The following is a 24,256-nucleotide window of genomic DNA, read 5'->3' as shown; positions in this document are numbered from 1 at the left end:
CTATGCAAGTACCGCATTCCGACGCCATCGATCGCGGAATTCTACACGTTGCTGCTACGCTGTCTGACCTTGCGCACCGGAGCAACGGTGTATGCCCGATCACGCGTCGGCAAAACCTATGCAACCTTGTTTCTGGAGTCGCTCCTCGCTTCGCAACGCCCCTCCTTGCCGATCCTGCGCATGCGTTGCCAGCATAAGCGCATTCCCACGGAGACAGCCTTCTTCAGCGCCTTGCTCACCATGGCGCGCCACAAGGCCAGTTCCGGCCGCGATCCAACGCAGTTGCGGCAGCGGCTCACGCAACGCCTGCTCGAAATCGCCGATCAGGCGCACAGCAATGTCATCCTCGTTTTTCTCGACGAAGCCCAGCACCTGACCTATTCCGAATTCGAGTGGCTGCGCGACATTCACGATGAACTCGAGCTCGAGGGCGTGTGCGCCGTGACCGTGTTTGTTGGGCAACCTTCATTGCGATCCAAGAAAAGCATCTTTCAGCGCGATGGCGAAGAACAGATCGTCGCCCGCTTCATGACCGAAGAATTGCCATTTCACGGCGTACGCTCGGCCCAGGAGTGTTCAGCTTGCCTGCAGGGATACGATCAAGGCGAATATCTCGAGAACTCCGGCTGGAACCACACGCGGTTTTTCTTTCCCCGTGCCTACGAAGCCGGTTTGCGCCTGGCCCGGGAAGGCAACGCGCTGTGGGACGCCTTTGACGACGCTCACAAACGTGCGCAGCTGGTGGGGGAGCTCGAGATACCCATGGAATTCTTCGCCCGCACAGTCCAGCACATCATGCGCGAGCACGCGCAACATGACTGCGCGAACTTCGCCTTTTCCAAAACGATCTGGGACGATGGCGTTGACGAGTCCGGCTATGCACGTGCCAGAAAGTAACGGCCTCCAGCCGAGCACGTGGTCATTGCCGTGGCAGCGCAACCAGGCTGGCGTCGTTCTTCCACCGCCAACTTATACAACACGCCCAGCCTGGACCTGCAAGCTCGAATCTGCATGGTCGCGCATTTCGAAATTCCAGATGTTGAACTGCCTGAACTGGCAGCAACTCAGCGAGGCCCTGGCGATCCTCTCAGCTACCACCGCCAACGCGGGCATTGATCTGCGGGGCGCCGATGCGTTCGACATCGGGGCTCTGGCCGGAACGTTGCATGTCGAGTCACATGAACTGGAAGACGCATTCTGCGTCGTGAACCGACACGAAACCATGCTCGATGCGGCAAGCTCATCGTTGCGATACTGTCCAATATGCGCTGCCGCAGGATTTCATGCCACGCTTTTTCAGTTCACGACGTTTGAACACTGCCCCATTCATGGATGCGCACTGCACGACGGCTGCAGCCAATGTGGACAGCCGATGGCCTATCGCCTAGATGCCGCATTGATTCGACACCCTTACGCTTGTCCGGCATGCGGCATATCGCTGCTGGCAACCGCGCTACATCGCTTGCGACATCCAGCCTTGTGCACAGAGGAGCTTGATCGCCTGCGGCGCTGGCAAGTCTATTTCTCCTGGCACGCATGCCAGCTCAACATCCAGAAACGGCAGCAGCGCGACGCTGACTCGGGACAATATCTTTCCGATGAGGCGATCCGAGAGCTTTCGAAGATTCGGCAACGCCTCGCCTTCATCGGCGAATTGCCAAAATACCTGCGCCGCCCACCTTTCATACCGCGCCTTGAACCTGCGCCAGCACCCTCTTCGGAAGATCGACCGCGATTACGACGCACTTCCGCACTCAAGGAAGGCCGCTGTGCCTGGTCGCGCAACTGGCCACACGTTGACCCCTCATGCATTGCACTGAACGCCATTTACCGAAACACACGCCGAAATCATGCCCGGCGCCTGACACGTTCGATCGGGCCGGTGCAACTCGATGCCAACGCCATGATCTGCCTGCCCGACTATGGCCTGTTCCTGATCGACGGAACGGCTCCCATGATATCGGTTGCTTTGCTCGGTTGGCGCATGTCATGGGAACGGCGCTTCAGTGTGCAGACGCTCACGCGGTGTCCGAAAACCTTTCCGCCGTTCGGTCTGTTCGAATGGCTGGCGTTCATGCCTGTCTGCTTGCCGCCCCCAGGTCCCGGCGATCGCAACGATTGGCTCATTCGGCACTTTACCCATGCACTTCGGCAGACCTGGAACGCCTGGTGTACGATCGCATCCGGCATGCAGGAAAACGGCCGCTATGTTCTCTCGCCGATGCTTTTACCCACGCGCACTTTCTGGTTCGATGTACCCGAGCACTTCGGTTCGTTTGTCGCGCCACGTCAAACCGCGACATGAATCTCTCAATCGCTCGATCGCGGAGCAACCGGCACGAGATCCCCACCGGAAGGTAATGGTGTAGCTGAATCCGGATTTCAGATACGTGCTGACAAGATAACAATTATTATCTTGCCATCTGCATCGAGACGCCTAAGTGGCTACCCTGAAAACGAGTCAGTCTCAGCCGTTTCCTCTCTCGTTTCCTTCCAAATGTCGGTCACAAGGCCGAAATAGTCTCATCTTTGCTTCGCCAACAGCGGCAATTCGTTGATTTATATGGAAAATAGATCGCCACGTATACGGCAAATCAATCAAATTCCGGCAAAGTCCTAGTTTTACTTCGCAAATTGTCTTAACTTTACTTCGGCGGACGTCTGCCGCACCTCGCCCTCGAGTCGTTTCTCCCGCGCTGGTCGACGCCACGCCATGAGGCCGGATTCGTCGTGCTGGAGAAGGACCGCGTTGTCGCGCTCGACCGCGCGGCGCATTCGGCCGGGATCGTGGCCGGCATGCGCCGCGGTGGCGTGCTGACGCTCGCGCCCGACGCGGTCATCCGGGAGCGTGATCTCACCCGTGAAGCGGAGCTGGTTCGCGGCGTGGCGTTCGCCCTGCTGCATTTCACCCCCCACGTGGTGCTGGCGGAGGAATCGGTCGTGCTGGCCGACGTCTCGGCAAGCCTGCGGCTCTTTGGCGGCATTCGCCCGCTGCGCCGACTCGCGCGCGAAACGGTGATCGCGTTCGGCGTGACCGCGACACTTGCCGTTGCCCCTACGGGGCAGGCCGCGTGGCTCTTCGCCCGGTCATCGGCTGGCATCGCGCTCACGTTGCGCTCCGTCAACCGTACGCTGCGTCGCGTGCCGTTACCTGCCCTGCCGCCTGCGCGCCCCTACGCCGAATGGTTCGACGGACTGGGATGCGAAACGGTCGACGACGTCCGGCGACTACCCCGTGCAGGCCTCAGGAAGCGCTGCGGCACGGCGCTGCTGGATGCGCTCGATCGCGCGACGGGCGCGGCACCGGAAGTGTATGAATGGCTCGAGATGCCTCCCGCCTTCAGTGCGCGGCTCGAGCTGCCCGACCGGATCGAGCATGCGGAAGCCGTGCTGTTCGCGGCGCGGCGGCTGATCCTGCAGATGACCGGCTGGCTGTCGGCGCGACAGCTGGCGATCGCGCGGTTTGTACTTGAGCTCGAGCATGAACGCGGCCGCGCGGCGGTGCCGCCGACGGCAATCGAAGTTGCCCTCGCGGAACCGACGTCGCGCGAGGACCACCTCGTGCGTCTTCTGAAAGAACGGCTGGGCCGCGTCGAGCTGGCCGCGCCGGTCATCGCCGTTCGTCTCGACGCGAAGGACGTGCGCGAAGCGGACGCACCCAGCGAGTCGCTGTTTCCTGAGCCCGGCGGTTCGCCACAGGATCATGCGCGACTGATGGAACTGCTCGTCGCCCGGCTCGGCGCCCAGAATGTCACCCGGGCGGCGCCCGTCGCCGACCACCGCCCCGAGGTCGCCGCGCGCTGGATACCCATCGGTGAGACCGTCAGGTCCCTGCCGCCACCGGCCAGCCTTCCGCGGCCGACTTGGCTGCTCGACAGTCCGGTGCAGCTCATCATGCGCGGCCACCGTCCGTTCTACGGCACCCCGCTGCGTATGGTGTCGCCGGCCGAACGTATCGAGGGCGGCTGGCAGGACGGACACCTGGTGACGCGGGATTACTTTGTCGCCGAATCCGGCGATGCGGTGCACTACTGGGTGTTCCGTGAACGCACGGGCGCGCGCGACGATCGCGAGCCGCGCTGGTTCCTGCACGGCCTGTTCGGGTGATCGTCCATGGCGCCGACCTACGGCGCACTGCCCGACTATGCGGAGCTTCAGTGCGCGTCCAACTTCTCCTTTCTGCACGGCGCATCCCACGCCGAAGATCTCGCTGCACGTGCGGCGCAGCTGGGCTATGCCGCGCTGGCCGTCACGGACGAATGCTCGCTGGCCGGCGTCGTGCGCGCGCACGTCGAGGCGAAGAAGGCCGGGCTGCCGTTCATCGTCGGGTCGCACTTCCACCTGACCAGTGCCGACGGCTCGCCGGCCCTGTCATTCACCGCACTGGCGATGACGCGCGAAGGCTATGGCAACCTGTCCGAGCTGATCACGCTCGGCCGCATGCGCGCACACAAGGGCAGCTACCGGATTGCTCCCCTGGATCTTGCGCACCCGGAGAAGCCCTCTGGACACCTGCGGGGACTGCCGGACTGCGTCGCGATCCTGTCACCGGACTACCCCGCCGATGAAGAGCGACTGGATACGCAGGTCGAGTGGTTCGTCCAGACCTTCGGCGATCGCGCATGGGTTGCACTGACATTGCACGCGCGTGCAATGGACGATATTCACCGCGGCACCGTCGAACACGTCGCGGCGCGTCACGGCGTTCCTGTCGTCGCGACCGGCGCGCCCGTCATGCACGTGCGTTCGCGCAAACCGCTGCAGGACGTGCTGACGGCGATCCGGGTCGGCAGACCGGTCGCCGAATGCGGCTATGATCTCGCGCCCAACGCTGAACAGCACCTGCGATCGCGTCTGCGGCTCGCCAACCTGTATTCGCAGCGCACGCTCGAGGAGACGCTGCGAATCGCTCGCCTGTGCACGTTTTCACTCGACGAGCTGCGCTATGAGTATCCCGACGAGCTGGTGCCGGCCGGCCATACGCCGGCGAGCTACCTGCGGCAGGAGACCTACATTGGTGCGCATCGCCGCTGGCCAGCGGGCATCCCGCATCAGGTACAGCAGCAGATCGAACACGAGCTCGCGCTGATCGGAGATCTGCGCTACGAGCCGTACTTTCTGACGGTCCACGACATCGTCCAGTTCGCGCGCAGCGAGGGCATCCTTTGCCAGGGGCGCGGGTCGGCGGCCAACTCGGCCGTCTGCTTCGCCCTGGGGGTGACCGAAGTGGATCCCGCACGCTCCTCGATGCTGTTCGAGCGGTTCATCTCGAAAGAGCGCGGCGAGCCGCCTGATATCGATGTGGACTTCGAGCACCAGCGCCGCGAGGAAGTCGTCCAGTACATCTACCGCAAGTACGGGCGCGATCGCGCCGCGCTGACGGCTGCGGTGACAACATACCGCCCGCGCAGCGCGCTGCGCGAGTCGGGCAAGGCACTCGGCGTGGATCCGGCGATCGTTGATCGCGTGGCGAAGGCCCATCAGTGGTTCGATTCGAGCGGCGATCTGCTGAACCGCTTCGCCGAAGCTGGGCTCGATCCCGGGTCGCCACTGATCGTACAGTGGGCGACGTTCGCCGCACTGCTGGTGGGTTTTCCGCGACATCTATCGCAGCACAGCGGCGGCTTCGTGATCAGCCGCGGCAAGCTGTCGAGGCTGGTGCCGATCGAGAACGCCGCGATGGTCGACCGCTCGATCAGCGTCCAGATGCCATGATCGCCTCGGAGGCTACCAATGCCGGCGCCGGCATCAGTCCCTGGACCATGTTTTTTAACGGAATCATCCCGTCGGCGTTGCCAGCGTAGGCCTTCGCCTGGAGTTTCTGCCCCTTGGGCACGGCGCTCTACGTGCCTTTCAAGTGGTCAATCGGCCGGAGCATCCGCGCCACTTCAACGCAAGCGGCACGTATGTAATCTCCAAACCTGCCGACTGTCCCAAACTATCAATCAATTGTCTCATTATGTTAACGCCTTCCGGTTATTGACGTCCGATCATCTGGTTACGCAAGCGCTACAGACATCGTCATACGAACAACGGTGTCTGGCACGCTGCGCTGACAACCGTGATCAGGAGACGACAGGATGTTTTACGAAAAAGTGGCAACCGAATGCATTGATGACTCATCCGTTCCGTGGATGCCGTTCGCACCGTACTCAACGGACGTCCTGGTGAAGTACTTCAAGCTGGACCCTACGCGCGGCGAAACTATTACGCTTCTGAAGGCACCTGCTGGCGCGCAGATGCCGAAGCACCACCACACCGGAACAGTGATCGTGTACACGCTCAAGGGGCGGTGGAAATATGCGGAGCACGACTGGGTCGCGGGTCCGGGCAGCGTTGTATTCGAAACTGCAGGGTCGAGCCACACGCCACAGGCAGTGTCGGGAGACGAGGAGATCATCGCCTTTAACATTGTCCAGGGCGATCTGCTGTACCTGGATGACCAGGACCAGGTCATTGCAATGGAGAACTGGAAAACTGGCATGGATCGCTATCTGGCGTACTGCGAAAAGCACCGTATCGTGCCAAAGGATCTGACGGCATTTGGCGGCTGATTGCGCCCGGTCTTAGCACCTTGCTGACAGCAAAGGGGGCAGGTTCCAGCCCGGGGCCAATTGCCGCGTGCATATCCCCACGGATATTCCCGGCATCCCGGTTCTGGAGCCGCGTGACCGGCGACAGGACAACCCGGATCTGCGTTAAAGCAACGGGATACCTGGCGTATTGAGTTCGAAATTTGCAGGGGGACGGTACGCTGGTAGCCACCGTTGTTTCGCTAAGCTCATGGAAACGAAGTCGAAGGAGACGTGGATGTACCTCACAGAAAGATCCTTGCGTTTTCTGGTTGAGAAATGGCTCGGGCCAACTATCGCAAGGCCGATCCGTGTAACGCGGTTCACTCAAACGCGCCCTGAGCGCAGGCGCTATGTGCGTGTGGAGGCGCCGCGACCGGAGGGCCCGGTTGTACTCTTTTTCTTCCAGCACGATGACGGGGGGTGGCGAGTATTCCCACCAGGGACCGCTCGCCCGACGATACGTGCCTGCGCGAATGTCGTGTGACAGGGTCGTCTACTGGGCGTATGGCAGCGAACAGGCCAGCCAGGAGTGTTTTTGCTGCAAGCATCAAGGCAGCGCCGCCAACCGGCATATCAGGTGGCGGTTACGTTATGAGGGACACGAGCAATGGATGATTCAACGAAGTAATGACCCACGACGTCAGGGCGACAGCATTAAATCTACACAACTGCGTTCGCATGTTCGTATGGCGGGGACGACCCCTGGACCAGTACGTCAGGGAATGGCGGATATTGACGGGTTGAATTGAGCGAAAGTGAATTCATGAAATCGTACCGGGCGGCAGGTGATTAAATCAGGAGTACGTATCGTATATGTATACGCTGATCGATTTGGAATGTGCATCTGAATTACAACCTATAACGTAGTCCAAAGGGTGGGGAGAGCTGGATGAACGGTTTGATGATGCAGCAGCCGCTGCTTGTCTCGTCGTTGCTTGCGCACGCCGGGCGACATCACGGTAATCAGGAAATTGTCTCAAGGCGCGTCGAAGGGGATATCCACCGCTATCGTTTTCGTGACCTTGCGCAACGCGCACGACGCATGGCGAATGCACTGGTTGCACTTGGTGTCGTTCCAGGTGACCGGGTGGGGACGCTGGCGTGGAATGGCTATCGGCACATGGAGCTGTACTACGCCGTGTCGGGGTCGGGCGCAGTGTTGCATACGCTCAACCCGCGACTGCATCCCGATCAGCTGGTTTACATGATCGAGCACGCGGAGGATCAGGTCCTGTTCCTCGATCTGGATCTGCTGCCCGTCGTGGAGGCGGTCGCGGCACGGGTTGCGAGCCCGAAGGTCTACGTGGTGATGACGGACCGTGCGCACATGCCGGCAACCCACGCGCTGCCAGCGACCGTGCTGTGCTATGAGGATCTGATCGATACGCATGGCGACGGTTTCGAGTGGCCATGCCTTGACGAAAACACGGCGGCGTCGCTCTGCTACACATCCGGCACAACGGGCAATCCGAAAGGCGTGCTCTATAGCCATCGCTCGACCGTTCTGCATACGCTCGCAGCCGCGTTGCCTGACTCGCTAAACTGTTCAGCACGCGATGCGATCCTTCCGGTCGTGCCGATGTTCCATGTCAACGCCTGGGGCTTGCCGTATATCGCCTGTATGGTTGGCGCAAAGCTGGTGTTTCCCGGGCCCTGGCTGAATGGCGGTGCCCTGCACGAACTGATCGAGACGGAAGGCGTGACATTCTCGGCCGGCGTGCCGACAGTCTGGCAGGGGCTGCTCGCCCATATGAAGCAGCGCGGGCACGGTTTTTCGACCATGACGCGGACCGTGATCGGTGGTGCCCCATGCCCACCGGCCATGATTGCGGAGTTCGAGGAAGCTTACGGCGTCGATGTGCTCCATGCCTGGGGCATGACCGAGTTGAGTCCGTTGGGCACGGTCTGCTCATTGAAGTCTCATCACGTCACGATGTCGTCCACTGAGCGCCGGGCGCTGCAGGCGACGCAGGGACGGTCCGTCTACGGCATCGACATGAGGATCGTCGATGACCACGGCAGCGAATTGCCGTGGGATGGCGTGTCGACCGGCGAGCTCCTCGTACGCGGTCCGTGGGTCGCAGATGCCTATTTCCGGTCCGCCGACGCCCGCCCTCACCGCGACGGCTGGTTCCCGACAGGGGACATTGCCAGGATCGACCCGGACGGCTTCATGCAGATCACCGATCGCGCGAAGGATGTCATCAAGTCGGGAGGCGAGTGGATCAGTTCGCTCGGCATCGAGAATGTCGCCAGCCAGCACCCGGGGGTGGCCAGTGCCGTGTGCATCGCCGCCAGGCACCACAAGTGGGGCGAACGCCCGCTGCTCCTGGTTGTTAAGCGAGCCGGTTACACGGTCACGGCCGACGAACTGCTGGCGTTCCTGGACGGCAAGCTTGCCAGGTGGTGGAAGCCGGACGCGGTCGTATTTATCGATGCAGTGCCGCTCGGCGCGACCGGGAAAGTGTTGAAGAACAGGTTGCGGGAGCAGTTCCTGGACCATTTCCTTGCTGCATGAAAACAACCGGCGCCGCACCTGGAGTCATTGTCGCCGGACAAGAGCCTGCGGACCTGGTCCGACAGGCACCATCAAAGGGAGGAGACAGAATGAAACTGAAACTGACAGGCGCTGCCGCGCTGCTGGCCTTTACGGGCGTTGTGCACGCGCAGTCCTCGGTGACGTTGTTTGGCGCAATTGATTCGGGGCTGTTGTATCAAAGCACATCGGCCGCGTCGTTCAACCCGAAAGCACCTAATCTCGGCAAGGTCTATGCCTTCAAGGACGGTGGCATCTACTCAAGCTTCTGGGGCCTGAAGGGAACTGAGGATCTGGGCGGAGGTTATGCCGCCATCTTCCGCCTGCAGGGCGCATTCAAGAGCAGTAACGGCGGGTTCGGTCTGAGCGATACGACAGGCACCAATGCGATCTTTAACATCGCTTCCGTTGTTGGTCTGTCCGGACCTTTCGGCACCGTGACGGCGGGCCGGCAGTTTGCACCGATGGCTCTGGCGATGGCGGACACCGACGTTCGTGGAGGACATTACTTCGGCAGCATCCTGACCGCGTGGATTGGCATGAATCAGGCAGCGGGCTGGAACGGCCTCAACACCAACGGACCGATCGGCGCCCTGTACGACAGCAATGCGATCGTCTACAACTCGCCGGCGTTCGCTGGCGTATCTGCCGCGCTCGAATACGCGCCGGGAGGCGTGCCTGGCAGCTTCCAGGGCGGCACACGTGAATCTGCCGTGCTCAAGTATTCGAACTACGGACTGCGGCTGTCCGCAGTCTATTACAACGGCCATGACACCAATCCCGGTCCGACGACGGTCGCCACCGGTCTGAACAACAACCGGTTTGCCTACCTTGGCGCACTGTACACAATTCATGATTTTTCCGTGTCCGCATCCTATTCCAACGGCAGGAATCCTGCACATTCGAACCAGGTCAATCTCGATCTCTATACGGGTGGTGTCGGCTATCGCTTCGCGCCAGACTTTCAGGTCACGACCGGCATCTACTATCTGAAAGACCGGAACAACTCGGCCAACAAATCCACGGAGGTCGCGGCCGGCGCCGAATACAGTCTGTCCAAAGCGACGACGCTTTATGCGCAGGTGGGTCACGTGAACAATAAGGGGAATATGACCCAGATGATCACGTACGGCACGCCTGTGGCACCGGGCGAATCAACCACGGCCGTGAATATCGGCATGCGGCACCTGTTCTGATACCAGCACAGGCACCGTCCGGGCCGGGGACGCGGCAGCGCGTTCCCGATGAGCGATATGGCACGAAGAGTTGGCCTTGCCGTCTGCTCTTCGTGCAATACACGCGGGCGCTCCCCATGCAGATGAACTGACCCTGGCTAGCCCGCCGATAACGCCCATCCCGCTGGACTGGACGATAAAAAACGTGGCCTGATCCCACGGTCATGGGCTACGTCAAACAGAAACACGATCACCTGCACGACACGATGAAACGCATACGGATCACCCGGGAGCAGAGCAAAAACCTGACGCGGCAGCGCCTGCTCGATGCAGCGCAAACGGTTTTCCTGAAGAAAGGATTTAACGCGACGAGCGTGGAAAACGTCACGGAAGCCGCCGGCTACACGCGTGGTGCGTTCTACTCGAACTTCTGCAGTAAAACAGAGCTGCTTTTCGAGTTGCTCCGCCGGGAGCATGAAGCGATGCAGACAGACCTGCAAGGGATCCTCCATATCGCCAGCGCGTGCGGGAATGGTGCGGAGCGGGCACTGCGCCATTTCAGCCGTCTGCGCCGCGACAACAGATTCGCTCTGCTATGGATCGAAGCCAGGCTGCTCGCCGCGCGCGATCCGCAGTTCCAGGCGCGTCACAACGCCTTCCAGCGCGAAAAACTCGAACAGTTGACAGACCATATCCGTGAATTTTCGGTGCGGGCCGGTACGCCGCTGCCGTTACCCGCTGAAGCGCTTGCAATCGGCTTGATGGGGTTGCGCGACGGGTTGCATCTTTTCAATATGATCGATCCGGAAAGCGTCCCGACCGGACTGGCGGAATCAGTCATGGCGGCGTTCCTGGGGCGGGCCGTGTTCGGGCGTGACGCCACTGTAAACGGGTGCCAGGCAGATTCAGACGTTTTGCAGAGCCGCGTTCGTCCAGATCGCCGCAATGCCATCTGACACCGCATGATTCGATCATGCGCTACTTCGCCCCGCTTTCTGCATGGCGGTGCTGTATCAACTGGGATTACGTTTGACACATTTGCGTTCGACCGTCAGATTAACGACGTGCATGTGCATTCTCTGCCCTGAACCCATCGGGCGCGCGATAGATCACGTGCCCGATCATCAACACCGTCACCTGTGAAGGCGACAAGGAGAATTTCGATGTCGGATACTTCCACGCAGTCGCAGGGCATGCACCTGATGGCAAAGCCGGTCGGGCCGCTGTGCAACCTCGACTGCTCTTACTGCTTCTATCTGGAGAAAGAGCAGTTCTACCCCGATCGTCAGCGCTTCCGCATGTCCGACGAGGTGCTGCGCGCGTATGTCGCGCGCTATATAGCAGCACAGCACACCCCAGAGGTCGAGTTCACGTGGCAAGGTGGTGAACCGCTGCTGATGGGTCTCGAATTCTTTGAGCGTGCTGTGACGTTGCAGCGCGAATATGCTGGCGACAAGACAATCCGGAATACGTTGCAGACCAACGGAACGCTCCTGGACGAAGCGTGGTGCGAATTCCTGCGCCGCGAAAACTTTACGGTAGGACTCAGTCTTGATGGCCCCCGCGAAGTGCACGATCTGTACCGGCCCGACAAACAGGGGCGCTCCAGCTTCGACGACGTCGTCCGCGGACTGCACCTGCTCCGGCGGTACAACGTTCCCGTCAATATCCTCGTGACGGTCGCGAAGGAGACGGCCAGGTATCCTCTCGAGATATACCGCTTCCTGCGTGCCGAGGGTGTGCAATTCATCCAGTTTAACCCGGTCGTCGAACGGGTCACGCAGCCAGGCGAGAGTCGCATTGGCCTGCATTTCGCGCGGCCGCCCAGATTGTCATCCGGCATTCGCAGGACCAGTGAGGCCGGCATGGTTACTCCACATACCGTTGAGCCAGACGCCTACGGTGATTTCCTGAATGCGATCTTCGATGAATGGGTACGGCACGATGTCGGTCGCATCCACGTGATGAACTTCGAATGGGCGCTTGCCGCGTGGTGCCAGTTGCCCGCGACGGTGTGCCTGTTTTCGGCGCGATGCGGCAAGGCGGCGATTGTCGAGCATGATGGCAATGTCTATTCATGCGACCACTTCATGTACCCGGAATACCGCCTCGGAAACGTACTCGAGGATGATCCGGCCGCGCTACTCGCATCCGATGCGCAGCTCGCATTTGGTGCGGCCAAGGAGACAGCGCTGCCCGACTATTGCGTGCGCTGCTCCTACCGTTTCGCGTGTCACGGCGAATGCCCGAAGAATCGGTTCGCCACCTCACCGGACGGCGAGCCTGGCCTGAACTACCTGTGCCCCGGCTACAAACGCTTTTTCTCCCATATCACGCCCGCGATGAACGCCATGGCCCAACTGCTCAGCCACGACCTTCCCGCCGAAACCATCATGGACGCATACAAGGGGCCGTTGATGATCAGGCTTCCGTCCTGAGACGGCGAATCGCGTAGTCGCTCGGACTGACACCCGTGTAACGGCGGAACCCGCGGCTGAAGCTGGCGACATCCGTAAACCCCAGGAGTAAAGCAATCTGTGAAACATTCAGCTCGCGTGCGTCCAGCAGCTCGCACGCGCGCTCGAACCGTACACGCTGGGAGATGTCACGAAAATTCAGGTTCTCGCTGGCCAGATACCGGTGAATCGTACGCCGGGTAATGTTCAACGAGCGCGCCACATCCTCAAGTGTGAGTTGAAAGCCCTTGCTTTCCCGCAGCATCATGGCGATGAAGTCACCCCATCCCCCTGTGGGCGGGGGGTTACGGGATAACGCCTGGCACTGCGCTTCGGCCTGTCGAACTACCGACTCATCGGCCATCGGCAGAGGCCTGTCGAGCAGGCTGGTCGCGATCCGGATCGTGACGCCAGGCTTCTGGCTGTTGCTGAAGTGAAAGCGCGCCGGCGCGTTGCTGTGATAGCGTTGCACATGCGGGGGGGCTTCCATCGAAAGATAGATATCGTACCCCTCGTTGTCCGGACCCAGGAGCATCTGTGCCTGCGCATGAAACGATATGGCGTGCGCTTCGAGAAAAAACTGTAGCGTTCGCTGCTGCATCACCGCACACGGCGTGACTGTGATCTCGCCATACTGGCTGTGCCGTTCGTAGTGCACCCTGAAGATGGGCGCGATCAGGTGAAAGTAACGCACACAGAGGCGTAACGCCTTGTCGAGACTGCTGCTGCTGAGAAACGCGTAGCCTAGCGGGCCGTGGGAATTGAGCCGGACCTGCTGCCCGAGTTCGAAGCCGAGGTCGCCACGCCCGGTCATGCGCGATGAAACATCGATGAGCGCTTCCAGCTCTGCAATCGTCAGGGTTCCGTTGGGATCCTGAAGAGACTGGATGTCGATATTGAAGCTCGCAAGTAGACGTTCATAGTCTGGGGTTTGCGCACGCAGGATCTCCCCGAGTACCGCGTAGTAGCGGCTGGGAACACGGTGTACAGGACTGCCCACCACTTGCCTCCACAACTTTATGCCAAGCGTTGCGCCCGTCCGGAAACAACGGGCATGCCTGAATCTGGACCTTACTGCGTCACCGCACCAACAGGAATGCAGGGTGACGCAGGCGACCGAAGCAGCATACGGGCCAAGGCGTCCTCATTGCCCGAGGTGATAGCCCTGAAACACCACCATGGTTCACTGTGCAGGTCGAGAATCGCGTGGCCCGATTTCGTCATCGACGCACCGATAAAAGAGAACCGGGAGTTGCATCGACAGCGGTCTATCGGTGCGCGTGAGCGCCGGGTTCCATTCGCGGCGAGCATCAAGGTTCAATTATGCGCTCAACATGCCACCCAGACGTCGGGTGATGATCGCGGTCGCTTCAGTCATGATGCGGTCAATCAATTCGCGCACTGAAGGTACATCGTGAATCAGTCCGGCCACCATGCCGCAGGACCAGACACCAGCGTCCATGGCGCCGTCTCTCATGATGCGCGGATAGACGCCCGCGACCTCATCCCGGATGTCATCAAACGTCAACCTGTCACCCAGGCTGCGCTCCTTTTCCAGCAGGCGATCGACGGCTGCATTGCGCAGCACGCGCTCGGTGTTGCGCAACGGGCGCATGACGAGCCGGGTATCGCGTTCCCCAGCTGCCACAATGGCCTGTTTCACATTGTCGTGCACCGGTGCTTCCCGGGTTGCGACAAATCGTGTACCCATATTGATGCCATCGGCGCCAAGGCACAGGGCCGCGGCGAGAGACCGGCCGTCGGCCATGCCGCCGGACGCCACAAAGGGAATCGTGAGTTCATTGGCCGCACGGGGCAGGAGAATGAAGTTGGGCACATCGTCCTCGCCGGGGTGACCACCACACTCGAACCCGTCAACGCTGACGGCGTCGCAGCCAATGCTCTGGGCCTTCAGGGCATGACGCACTGAAGTGCATTTATGGATCACCCTGACTCCCGCTTCACGAAGCGCCGGCAGGTAGGCCTGCGGGTTATTGCCGGCGGTTTCCACTACCTTGACGCCGCCTTCAACGATGGAGCGAATGTATCCTGGGTAGTCGGGCGCATCGACCACCGGCAGGAAGGTCAGGTTCACGCCAAACGGCTTGTCCGTCATCGCGCGGCAACGGGCTATTTCTCTCGCGAGGTCTGCCGGACTGCGTTGCGACAGGCCCGTGATGATGCCCAGTCCGCCAGCATTGGATACGGCGGCCGCGAGCTCGGCAAAACCGACGAAGTGCATGCCACCCTGGATGATCGGGTGTTCAATGCCGAGGAGTTCGGTGATCCTGGTTTTCATATGCAATATTGTTGCGCGGTTCGGTCAATAAAAAGCGTATCGTCCAGGCGTCTCGCCCATTACCTAGCCCGCCTGCCACGGCAGAGCGCTGACTACGATACGTAGCGGTCCGCGGCGGCATTACGGACGGCGAAACGCTGCCTGCAAGCCCATTTTCCTGCTGATGACGCGATCCATCACACGGTCTGACAGCCAGGTCTTCAGCAGCCATAGTGGCTGCTCCAGGGGATAACGGGTCTTCGGACGCGGCGTCTCGATCGCCTCGCATATTGTCCGGCTGACCCTTTCCACCGGGTCCGCCTTGCGCGCCTCTTCGGCCATCAGGGCGGGCAGCGTCGCAAGGACGGCGGCGTAATCGGTGTCTGCGTAGCGCATGTCGATCCTGGAATCATCGAATTTGTCCCAGATGCTGGTCCGGATCGGACCCGGCTCGATGGCGATCACCTCGATTCCGTAAATCGACAGTTCACGCCGGAACGCATCAGTGACCGACTCCAGCGCATGCTTGGAGGCGGAGTACGCGCCCGTGAACGGGAAAGTCAGACGGCCACTGATTGAACTCACGTTGATGATGCGACCGGGAGCGAACGGAGCCTCCCTGCTTGCTCCGAGCAGGGGCAGGAACCCCTGCGTCACCGCGACGACGCCAAACACGTTTACTTCGAATACGTTGCGCACCTCATCGAGTGGCGCGTGCATCAGCGGGCCTGACGGCGCGATCCCGGAATTGTTCACCAGGGCCGTCAGGCCACGACCGTCCAGTTGCGCACGCACCTGATCTACCGCCGCATCGATCGCGCTCTGGTCAGTCACATCGAACAGCAACGGCGTAAAGTCGCTGCCCAAAGCCGTGCGGACACGCTCGGCATCGGCTGCCTTGCGCACGCTGCCGAATACATGGTAGCCGCGACTGATCAGGGTGCGGGCGGCGTCGAAGCCGATGCCGCTCGACACACCGGTAATGGCAACGGAATTTTTCATAGGAATCCTGTGTATGGGTAAGGGGTGGCGAATTCTGGCATCGCTATGACCGTCAGGCCATGCGAGCCTTGCATAGCCACCCGTCGACAGGATGTCGCCAGGGCGGCATCCCGTGTACTCGCTCGCATCGACCGGACAAGGGACGGCCGACCTTCCCTCGTCCTGCGCCATGCACGGCTATTGATAGACAACGTGAACATCGCGGATCTTGCCGTTAAAGGCGAAGGGCACACGGTCTACATAGTCGAGTGAGACCCCGGTGCCGGTATCCTTGCCGACACCGAACAGGTCGCCTGCCGATCCCGCCAGGGCAATCGTCACGGGCACGATGCCTTCGGCGACCTGGGCGCCGTTGACACGTAAAATAACTTTAGCCGGACCACCTCGCCGCGACGATTGCATGTCCAGTTGGGCTTCCACTGTCGCGTGACCCGGGCCCAGCGTCCATGGCGCGCTGATGTGGGTCCTCGTCAGGCCGAACGAATTGTATTCATACGTCAGCACGCCCTTGTCCACATAAAGCGAGATTCCGCCTGAAATACCGCCAATGGCGAACAGCACACCGTGTGGATTGGCCGGAAACTCGGCCTCGACCGTAACGCGGTTATCGCGGGACTTGATGTTGGGCGCGGCGAACTCGGACATCGGCACGGCATTGCCCGGAAAATGCCAGTTGCCGGTAGCGGGACCCTGTTGCATCACGCCCTTGAACAGAACGTTGAAACTGGCTCCGACCGGATTGACATGGTTCTCAACGGCGTCCTCTTCGAACATTTTTTTCAGTTCGGCGACCTTGGCGGGAAACTGACCAGCCAGATCGTGGGCCTGGCTGAAATCGGTTTTCAGGTCATACAGGGACCAGACGTCATTTTTGGGTTTCCACTTCATCCAGCCGAACGTATCGCCGATCCACGGCTGATGGGTCAGGAAAGCCAGCTTCCCGGCCCAGCTGATCAACCCCGACTGATCGGCCACCCATGGCTTGCGCGGGCCAAAAACGGAAGCCATCCAGCCGTCGGCGTATTCCGCCCGGCTGCCCAGGGTCTCGAAATATTGCCGCGTCTTCCGGGGCGGGGCGCTCGCGTCGTTAAAGGAATAAACCATGCTGACGCCGTCCAGCGGCAGTTGCTTCACGCCGTTGAACACCGCGGGCGGCTGGACCCCCACCACATCGTAGATCGTCGGCGCAATATCGTTGACATGGTGGAACTGGGGGCGGACCTTGTTGTCATGGACGATGCCCCTGGGCCAGGATACCCCCAGCACCACGCGCGTCCCGCCGAGATAGCCGGCCACCAGTTTGGTACCAATAAAGGGGCTTTCGCCTGCCCAGGCCCACGCCGCGTTGTAGTGCTCATGCACCCGCGGCCCGCCCAGGGCAGACAGGCCGCCATAGGTCCTGTTCAGCACGTCGAGCTGCTTCTCCGGGCTGACCGTCACGCCGTTCACGCCCATCGCGTCGGTAATGGTGCCCTGCGTTCCTTCCGCGGACGCTCCGTTATCGGAGAAGACATAGAATATCAACGTGTTATCGCGCAGTCCAAGCCGGTCCAGTTCGTCGACGATCTTGCCGGCCTGCGTATCGGTATGCTCCAGATAGCCCGCGTAGACCTCCATCAGGCGGGCCTGGAACTGCTTCTGTTGCGGGCTCAGGCTATCCCAGGCGGCCATTTCGGCCGGGCGCGGATTGTTTTCGGTATTCTGGGGAATCCACCCGATTTTCTTTTGCCGCTCGAACACACGCTGCCGGTAGGCATCCCAACCGCTGTCGAACTTGCCCTTATATTTGTCGGTCCATTGCTGGAAGACCTGATGCGGCGCATGAACGGCGCCGGGTGCCCAGTACATGAAGAACGGCTTGTCCGGCGAGCTTGCCTGATGCTGGTCCAGCCAGTCGACGGCGTGCCGGGTCAGGTCTTCTGTCAGGTGGTAACCCGGCCGATGGGGCGGGTCCATCACCGTCGTGTCATTGACCAGGCTGGGGCTGTATTCGTCAGTGTCGCCCCCTATAAAGCCATAAAAATGATCGAATCCGTAAGCGGTCGGCCAGTGCTTGAAGGGACCGACCGGGGTGTTTTCGTCAGGGGGCGTATTGTGCCATTTGCCAAAGGCCACCGTGCTATAGCCATTAGCCCGAAGGATGTCCGCCACGGTCGCCGCCGATGTCGGAATGACGCCGGTGTACCCATCATTTTTTGAGGACATCTCGACGATGGTACCGTTGCCGACCCGGTGATTGTTGCGACCGGTCAGCAATGACGCGCGAGTGGCCGAGCTGATGGCGGTCGCGTGAAACGCGTTATACATGATGCCGCTGTTGGCGATCCGGCTCAGTGTCGGCGTGTGTATCTCGCCGCCGACGGTGTCCGCCTGGGCATAGCCGGCATCGTCAAGAAGGATGATCAGGATATTGGGATGATTTGCGCGGCTGGCCTGTTTCTGCCCGGCCGGCATCTGACCGGGATCCGGCAGCGTTACCTGTGCGGGCGCGGCTGCCGGTGATGGGCCGGAGGCCGCACAGAGCGCCACGCCGAGCGAGGCAAACATGCTGCGAGGTGTGAACATCTTCATACTTCGTCTCCTTGAGCGCCGACTCTGATCCCGGTTGGTGCCGGGGGTGGCGGCTTTATCTGCCTTGATCGAGGTACGGATAGTCCACCCCTCGCGAACCCTGCTCAGGAAATCACGCTACCGTCCGGTGCCTGGGTGGCCGGCACCGGATCGTTCGGCACGACCCGCCCCTCGCTCTCTTCCAGTTCAATAACGTTGCCGAAGGGGTCGCGACCATAGACGGTGCGCAGCCCCGGACCCACGTCGACCGGCGCACTGTGAAAGCGCATTCCGGCAGCGGACAGCCTCGTGTATTCAGCCTCCAGATCCGTCACGGCCAGGGAGAGATGGGTGTACCCGTGATCGACCACCGGGCGATCGGGATCCTGCGTCGCAGGGGTCACGCCGGCGAACTGGAACAGCTCAATCATCAGATTGGCCGTTCGTACGTGACAGCAACGCGCGGACGTGCCCTTCACGGCCAGAATCCGGTCCGCTATCTCCAGACCGACTGGCCAGCTATATTCCGAGACTTTCTCGAAACCGAGGACATTGCAGTAAAAATCGAGCGCCTTTTCCATATCCGGAACGGAAACGGCGACGTGATTGGCTCCAAGTATCATTCTGTTGCTCCTTGTGTTGTGCGGCGCATTTTTCCCTCAAAGTCGGGGAACCGGGCGATGCTCAGATTGCGGGGAACAGGTCCCCGAATTCCGTGACGGATTGCCCGTCGGTGAACGAGCGCCCCGCGACATCCAGCAGGGTCGGCACCATGTTGGGCCGATGGCGCAAGCTCAGGCTGTCGTCGCCATAGATCAGCGACAGGACGCGCCGCTTGGTCTTGCTGTTCTGGCCCGCGCCAGCGTGATGCAGGAGATGGAAATTGAACACGACCACATCGCCGGGCTCCATCTGGTAGCCGATGATGTCGAACGAATCCCGGTGTGCCTCGATGTCCGGCGTCTTTGCGTAGGGTTCTGGCTTGTGATCAAAATAGTACGCATTGGCCGCGGCGTTGACCGCGTCGGCCTTATAGACATCGAGATCACCCGACACATAGAAGGCATTCCAGAGATGCGAAGCCCGTACGACTTCGAGCGTGGTCTGGCGGGCTACCGGATCGACCGGAATCCAGACGCGGATCATGTTCATGCCATCGAAGCAGCCATTGGCCGTATCCTGGTGCCACGGCGTCTCGATGATGTCGCCAGAGTCCTTATAAAAGATATTGTCGTGAAGGAAACGCGCTTGCGGCACCTCAAGCATCCTTTGCGCAATCTGGCCGGCGCCGCATTGAAGCGCGGCGCGGTGTAGCCTCTCGTTGACATGGGACGGAATCTGCTCGGCAATGCTGAAGCTGTTCTCGCCTTTGAAGATGGTGGCATACGGGCCGGGTTGCTCACGTTGTTCCTCGACACCCAAGCGTATCGTTTCGATCCACTCAGGGGTGAGAATGCCCCGCAGGCAGACGACGCCGTCGCGCCGGTATTGCCTGAGTTCGTCGTCGGTGATGGCACGCTTGAGCGGCGTGGTTCCGGTCGGCGTGATGACGCTGTGGTTCATGGTTTACCTCCCTTGATGGTCTTGCACATGACCAGCAAAGGGTAACGCCGCCGCTAGCTCCAGGTATTTGCATTTGACGACAAGAAGTTTATATTCGACGACATGCACATTTCCCTGCCCGTCCATGTCCGCGCGCGCACCCTGACCGGATTTGCGGAACTGGTGAACCGCCATGGCGGCGACCCGGAAGCAATGATGGTTTCGGTTGGACTGCATCCCCAGGTATTGGGTACGCCGGATGCGATGATTCCCTTTGTCCGCGCTGCAGCCCTCGTCGACCTCGCTGCGGAGATGCTCGGACTGCCGGATTTTGGTCTTCGTCTGTCCGAATATCAGGATGTTTCCATCCTGGGTCCAATCGCGCTTGCCGCCCGGTACGCCGCCAACGTGCGCGACGCGCTCCAGGTTGTCGGCCGCCTGATGCCCTACCATACGCCCGGCACCGAACTGAGCCTGGATAGCACGGCGTCCGGCACGACCTGTCTGCGTTGCGCGTTGCCGGGGTCCGAGGGTTTGCCCGCCAGACAGGTCGTTGAGCTGGCGTATGTGCTTGCATGCAAGTTTCTGCGCATGGTCACACGTGATGCGGGCGCTGACTGGATAGTCAGCTTTCCGCATGGCCGCGGAACCAGTCTGGCACGTTATCGCAAGGCTTTTGGATGCACCGTCCGGTTCGATCAGCCGGTCGACGCGCTCATGTTTCCTTCGCGGCTGCTTGACGTGGTGATAGACCAGGCCGATGACGAGTTGCGCCGGAGCGCCGAGCGCTATATCGCCAATGTGATGCGCCGCCACCCGCTGGACATCGGAAGGCAGACAGCCGCCCTCGTTGGGCGCCAGCTGGCAGGAGGGCAATGCAGCCTGGAGCTGATCGCGAGACAACTCGGGCTGCACAAGCGCACGCTTCAGCGCAGGCTGGGTGAACAGGACCTGCAGTTTGAAGATATCGTTGATGGGCTGCGACGCGAACGCGCCATCGAATATCTCTCGCAGTCCTCCATTCCGCTGATGAACGTCGCCGCCCTGCTGGGCTACAGCGATCAGGCGGCCTTTATCCGCGCCTGCAGACGTTGGTTTGGTGAGAGTCCACGACACGTTCGACGGCACGGACCATCTTCCGGCAAGCAGTAGCCGTAACGCACGTCCGTTCGGCGATGTTGGGCGGAATGCGATGGACGCTGGCACGTGAGGATGCATCTGCATGACTGGTCTTCGCGAGATGATCGGCCGCCGCCGCGAAGATCGCTTTCACTTTGTCGTACAGCCCCGAATTGCGCAGCGAGCCGCCCTTGATCCCGAGAATCAGCGCCGCATGCTCATAAGGGCCCGGCAACGGGGGAAGGCCGGACAGTTGCCGTAGACCGCATTAAATTTGTCACCGTTGCGACAGTAATTCTGTCAACTCGCGGCGACGCGGCGTTCGTGTAGCGGACCAGCGTTGCTGGACAAGCTTTAGGACGATGCGAATTAAATCTGTCACCGGCATCAGGGATGCGTTAAACGCCTTGTGGGTAACGTCTCGCCCACTCAGTGGAAAACGAAGATGTCAACGGACATGTTTCTGCCATTCGATCGGGCTACTCCAGAGTCGCGTCCGCGGCGAACGTCTTCACTCGGTCGCGTGCGTACGGGCACGCATTGCGTGACGCGGTCATATCCCGGAGCGGACGCGCCCTGTTCGCACGCGACTACTGGCCTGATGCTGGTGTGCCTTATCGTAGACCGCATTAAATGTATTAGCCTGGACTTGATCGGACAGGTAGTCGCCTGAGCAACCAGTTACGGCAAAATCGAAGCAACCGGTGCTGCGATAGCCGCCTCCCGGAAGGGAACGGTTGAGGCTCCGAGGGTATCCAGACGACGCGAAAAGAGAATCACCATGAAGGCTGAAGCGATCCCGAATCGTTCCCATCGAAGCGTGACGTATTGCTTCCATCCTGGCGCCGCTGTCACAGACGTTCGCTGTCGACTCAACGAGTTCCGCCTGCGAAAAGAAATCAACCAGGAATCCATTCCGACCATCCTCAATGACAACCTGCGCAGGCTCAGTTTTTGAGCCAACCACTATCGCACCCGACGCCATCGCCTCGAGCATCGACCACGACAAGACGAACGGGTAGGTCAGGTACACAAAGTGCCTCCCTGAGGGCAGCGACGGTCTCTGTGCGCGACATGAGCGCGAATTGCTGATTCGAGCTCCGCCTCGTCGGTCTCTACCAGAGATCGCCTGGGCCCATCCTAACCAGGGCTTCCCTCGATCTTGTCCCGGATGCGCAGGTGAACCGCCAGCGTGGCAAGACCCTTCAGCGTACACACGACACGTAGCCCCGTTGCGGGTCGTGATAAATACTCACTCGGCCGTCACTAAGATTGACAACCTTGTGGACACGCCTCCCCGCGAAGGTGTGTGACCAATATAGGCTGCTGCCGCCCCAGCCATGAAGACCACCGGGATAACGCGAATCGTTCTTTGGCGCGACGATCGCGTATTTGCGCTCCGTAGCGCTACTGCTACCAGCGTTCGCGTAGACGAACAGCGCCTTCAGTTCGTCGACTGTCGGTAGCCGCCTATGCCGGTTCGCGCAGTGGTACAGCGCGTCGTGGTAGTCGTACCGGACCACCCGGGCTCCATTGAAAGTATCTCGGGAGCTCTTCTTCGCGCGCGGGACTCTTTTCTCCCGCGGATCGGTGTCGGTTACGGGGCGGCTAAAGCAGGTTTTGAGAGAGAAGACAGTCGTCCCACCGCCGATCATTGGATACGTCCCCTCAGGCATGCAGATTTCCTCTGTGGCGAACATTGCGTCCACCGGTGCTGCGGCGGACGAAAGGTTCGAACTCAGAACGGGTACGGCAGTTAGTAATGCGCGAAGCAGCATCAATCTCCGCCTCCGCCTTCCTGTGGTGAAGGTCAGCTCCCGGCTGTACCTTTGAAGCCTGTATAAGAAAAGAATCAACGCGAAGATTGCGACGCAAAATCCCTGGAGTGGCGTCATCGCAGACTCCTTGTCTGTGGGTTGTCGGCCCCGACGACTGTTAGCGCTGGAGATCCGTGGCTCTGTGAAATCAATGGGCGCTTTGCCAGTGGACCGCCAACGGTCTCCAGACGTCTCAATAGTGAACCACTCGGCTCTCCTGGAGACTCCATCTTTCGACAGAATGCAGCATTGGGAAAGGAAAAACCGGGGCCGTTCAATTCAACGCTCCCACCTTCAACCCGCGGATGGCATCTCAACAGATCGACGACTAGCAATTCAACATAATTTCAATATAAGCGGCGCACATTCACCTAAGCCAATTAGCTCATGAAAGTCACCATCCCGTTGCGCAAGTCATACATGGATCCGACGATCCTGATTTGCTGTTTCTTCTCCAGGTCCGCGAGGATCGTACTATTGCCACGTATCGCATCGATTGTGTGCCGTACGTTCGACTGTGCCACGGCATCGACAAATTCGGCGCTCTTGCCGGTACGTTCACCCTGAAATTGCGTTGTCTCGATAGATGGCTTGATGGTTTCGAGCAGCCCCGTGAGATTTCCCAGCTGCACGTTGTCAATGGCGCCCTTGATCGCCCCGCAGGCAGTATGTCCCATCACCAGGATGACCTTCGCCCCCGCGACCGCGCAGGCGAACTCCATACTTCCAAGCATGTCCTGGTTGGCGATATTTCCCGCTACCCGTGCGTTGAAAGTATCGCCAATGCCCATGTCCAGAATGATCTCAGCGGGTGCCCGCGAGTCAATGCAGCCCAGGATAATGGCAGCGGGATACTGGCCTGATGCACTGGAGCGCTTCTGCGCAAGAAAATTCTGCGCCTTCATCTTGCCGGACCGAAACCGCTCATTCCCTTTTTTCATCATTTCGATAACCTGATCAGGCGTCAGCGCGTCCCGTTGAGACCTGGTCAGTGAGGCAGCTTCGACAGGATCCGGCCCAAATCCGAGTCCGGCCAACCACGCCATGGCGCAGACGCCCGTCCCTCCTTTCAGCCACGCGCGCCGTCTGTTGTCCTTTGCATGATCTAGCGTACAGCACTCCTTCGTCGATTCCATATCGCCCCCATATCGGTTGACTTCGGAAACCTCGCCGCAGCTCGTTCAGCCGCTCTGAAAACAGATTAAT

Annotated in this window: 17 protein-coding genes and 1 pseudogene; 10 read left to right on the top strand and 8 right to left on the bottom strand. The window is 60.4% G+C overall.

Translation table 11 applies throughout. The features are described from left to right. Positions 1-69 precede the first annotated feature (69 nt). From KHO33_RS29530 to KHO33_RS29490, 9 genes and pseudogenes are all read left to right on the top strand, one after another. On the top strand, positions 70-897 hold the full coding sequence (locus KHO33_RS29530; RefSeq protein ID WP_234480770.1) for an ATP-binding protein: 828 nt from the start codon (positions 70-72) through the stop codon (positions 895-897). Further along, on the top strand, positions 878-2,305 hold the full coding sequence (locus KHO33_RS29525) for a hypothetical protein (RefSeq protein WP_200567209.1): 1,428 nt from the start codon (positions 878-880) through the stop codon (positions 2,303-2,305). The genes KHO33_RS29530 and KHO33_RS29525 overlap by 20 nt, the downstream gene beginning before the upstream one ends. A gap of 425 nt (positions 2,306-2,730) precedes the next feature. Next, positions 2,731-4,107, top strand: a complete 1,377-nt coding sequence (locus KHO33_RS29520) for a Y-family DNA polymerase (RefSeq protein WP_200567208.1) — start codon at positions 2,731-2,733, stop codon at positions 4,105-4,107. 6 nt (positions 4,108-4,113) lie between these two features. Beyond that, positions 4,114-5,697: pseudogene (locus KHO33_RS29515) on the top strand (PHP domain-containing protein); the annotation flags it as partial. A 383-nt stretch (positions 5,698-6,080) separates the two neighbouring features. Further along, the gene (locus tag KHO33_RS29510) at positions 6,081-6,554 is read left to right on the top strand and encodes a 2,4'-dihydroxyacetophenone dioxygenase family protein (protein WP_200567207.1); all 474 of its coding nucleotides are present in this window, start codon (positions 6,081-6,083) and stop codon (positions 6,552-6,554) included. Between the two features lie 910 nt (positions 6,555-7,464). Further along, positions 7,465-9,093, top strand: coding sequence for a 3-(methylthio)propionyl-CoA ligase (locus tag KHO33_RS29505; RefSeq protein ID WP_200567206.1), 1,629 nt, complete (start codon positions 7,465-7,467; stop codon positions 9,091-9,093). 89 nt (positions 9,094-9,182) lie between these two features. Continuing rightward, a complete protein-coding gene (locus KHO33_RS29500) occupies positions 9,183-10,307 on the top strand; it encodes a porin (protein WP_200567245.1) in 1,125 nt (374 codons plus the stop codon). A gap of 245 nt (positions 10,308-10,552) precedes the next feature. Continuing rightward, positions 10,553-11,242 carry a TetR/AcrR family transcriptional regulator gene (locus tag KHO33_RS29495; protein ID WP_200567244.1) on the top strand — a complete coding sequence of 230 codons (690 nt, stop codon included), beginning with the start codon at positions 10,553-10,555 and terminating at the stop codon, positions 11,240-11,242. Between the two features lie 207 nt (positions 11,243-11,449). Beyond that, positions 11,450-12,724: an anaerobic sulfatase maturase gene (locus KHO33_RS29490; protein WP_236074714.1), complete on the top strand. Its 1,275-nt coding sequence runs from the start codon at positions 11,450-11,452 to the stop codon at positions 12,722-12,724. Here the strand turns inward: KHO33_RS29490 and KHO33_RS29485 are convergent. The 6 genes from KHO33_RS29485 to KHO33_RS29460 form a co-directional block, all read right to left on the bottom strand. Beyond that, complete coding sequence (locus KHO33_RS29485) at positions 12,708-13,742, bottom strand: AraC family transcriptional regulator (RefSeq protein WP_200567205.1); 1,035 nt, start codon at positions 13,740-13,742, stop codon at positions 12,708-12,710. The genes KHO33_RS29490 and KHO33_RS29485 overlap by 17 nt on opposite strands. A gap of 321 nt (positions 13,743-14,063) precedes the next feature. Continuing rightward, positions 14,064-15,041 carry an NAD(P)H-dependent flavin oxidoreductase gene (locus tag KHO33_RS29480; RefSeq protein ID WP_200567204.1) on the bottom strand — a complete coding sequence of 326 codons (978 nt, stop codon included), beginning with the start codon at positions 15,039-15,041 and terminating at the stop codon, positions 14,064-14,066. Between the two features lie 120 nt (positions 15,042-15,161). Further along, positions 15,162-16,193, bottom strand: a complete 1,032-nt coding sequence (locus KHO33_RS29475) for an SDR family oxidoreductase (RefSeq protein WP_200567203.1) — start codon at positions 16,191-16,193, stop codon at positions 15,162-15,164. A gap of 6 nt (positions 16,194-16,199) precedes the next feature. Then, positions 16,200-18,593 carry an arylsulfatase gene (locus KHO33_RS29470; RefSeq protein ID WP_200567202.1) on the bottom strand — a complete coding sequence of 798 codons (2,394 nt, stop codon included), beginning with the start codon at positions 18,591-18,593 and terminating at the stop codon, positions 16,200-16,202. 104 nt (positions 18,594-18,697) lie between these two features. After that, entirely contained in the window at positions 18,698-19,195 is a 498-nt protein-coding gene (locus tag KHO33_RS29465; RefSeq protein ID WP_200567201.1) for a VOC family protein, read from the bottom strand. 61 nt (positions 19,196-19,256) lie between these two features. Then, positions 19,257-20,135: a phytanoyl-CoA dioxygenase family protein gene (locus KHO33_RS29460; protein ID WP_200567200.1), complete on the bottom strand. Its 879-nt coding sequence runs from the start codon at positions 20,133-20,135 to the stop codon at positions 19,257-19,259. Between the two features lie 102 nt (positions 20,136-20,237). Between KHO33_RS29460 and KHO33_RS29455 the strand changes: the two genes are divergently transcribed. Then, positions 20,238-21,266, top strand: coding sequence for an AraC family transcriptional regulator (locus KHO33_RS29455; RefSeq protein ID WP_200567199.1), 1,029 nt, complete (start codon positions 20,238-20,240; stop codon positions 21,264-21,266). Between the two features lie 520 nt (positions 21,267-21,786). Here KHO33_RS29455 and KHO33_RS29450 read toward each other — a convergent pair. Together KHO33_RS29450 and KHO33_RS29445 are read right to left on the bottom strand one after the other, a co-directional pair. Then, positions 21,787-22,266: a glycosyltransferase gene (locus KHO33_RS29450; protein ID WP_236074712.1), complete on the bottom strand. Its 480-nt coding sequence runs from the start codon at positions 22,264-22,266 to the stop codon at positions 21,787-21,789. Positions 22,267-23,430: 1,164 nt separating this feature from the next. Further along, positions 23,431-24,186, bottom strand: coding sequence for a carbonic anhydrase family protein (locus KHO33_RS29445; protein ID WP_200567197.1), 756 nt, complete (start codon positions 24,184-24,186; stop codon positions 23,431-23,433). Between the last annotated feature and the right edge of the window lie 70 nt (positions 24,187-24,256).

Origin of the sequence: Paraburkholderia nemoris (assembly GCF_905221015.1) — a bacterium.
In the GTDB taxonomy this organism is placed as follows: Bacteria; Pseudomonadota; Gammaproteobacteria; order Burkholderiales; family Burkholderiaceae; genus Paraburkholderia; species Paraburkholderia nemoris.
This window is presented reverse-complemented; position numbering and strand designations above follow the sequence as displayed.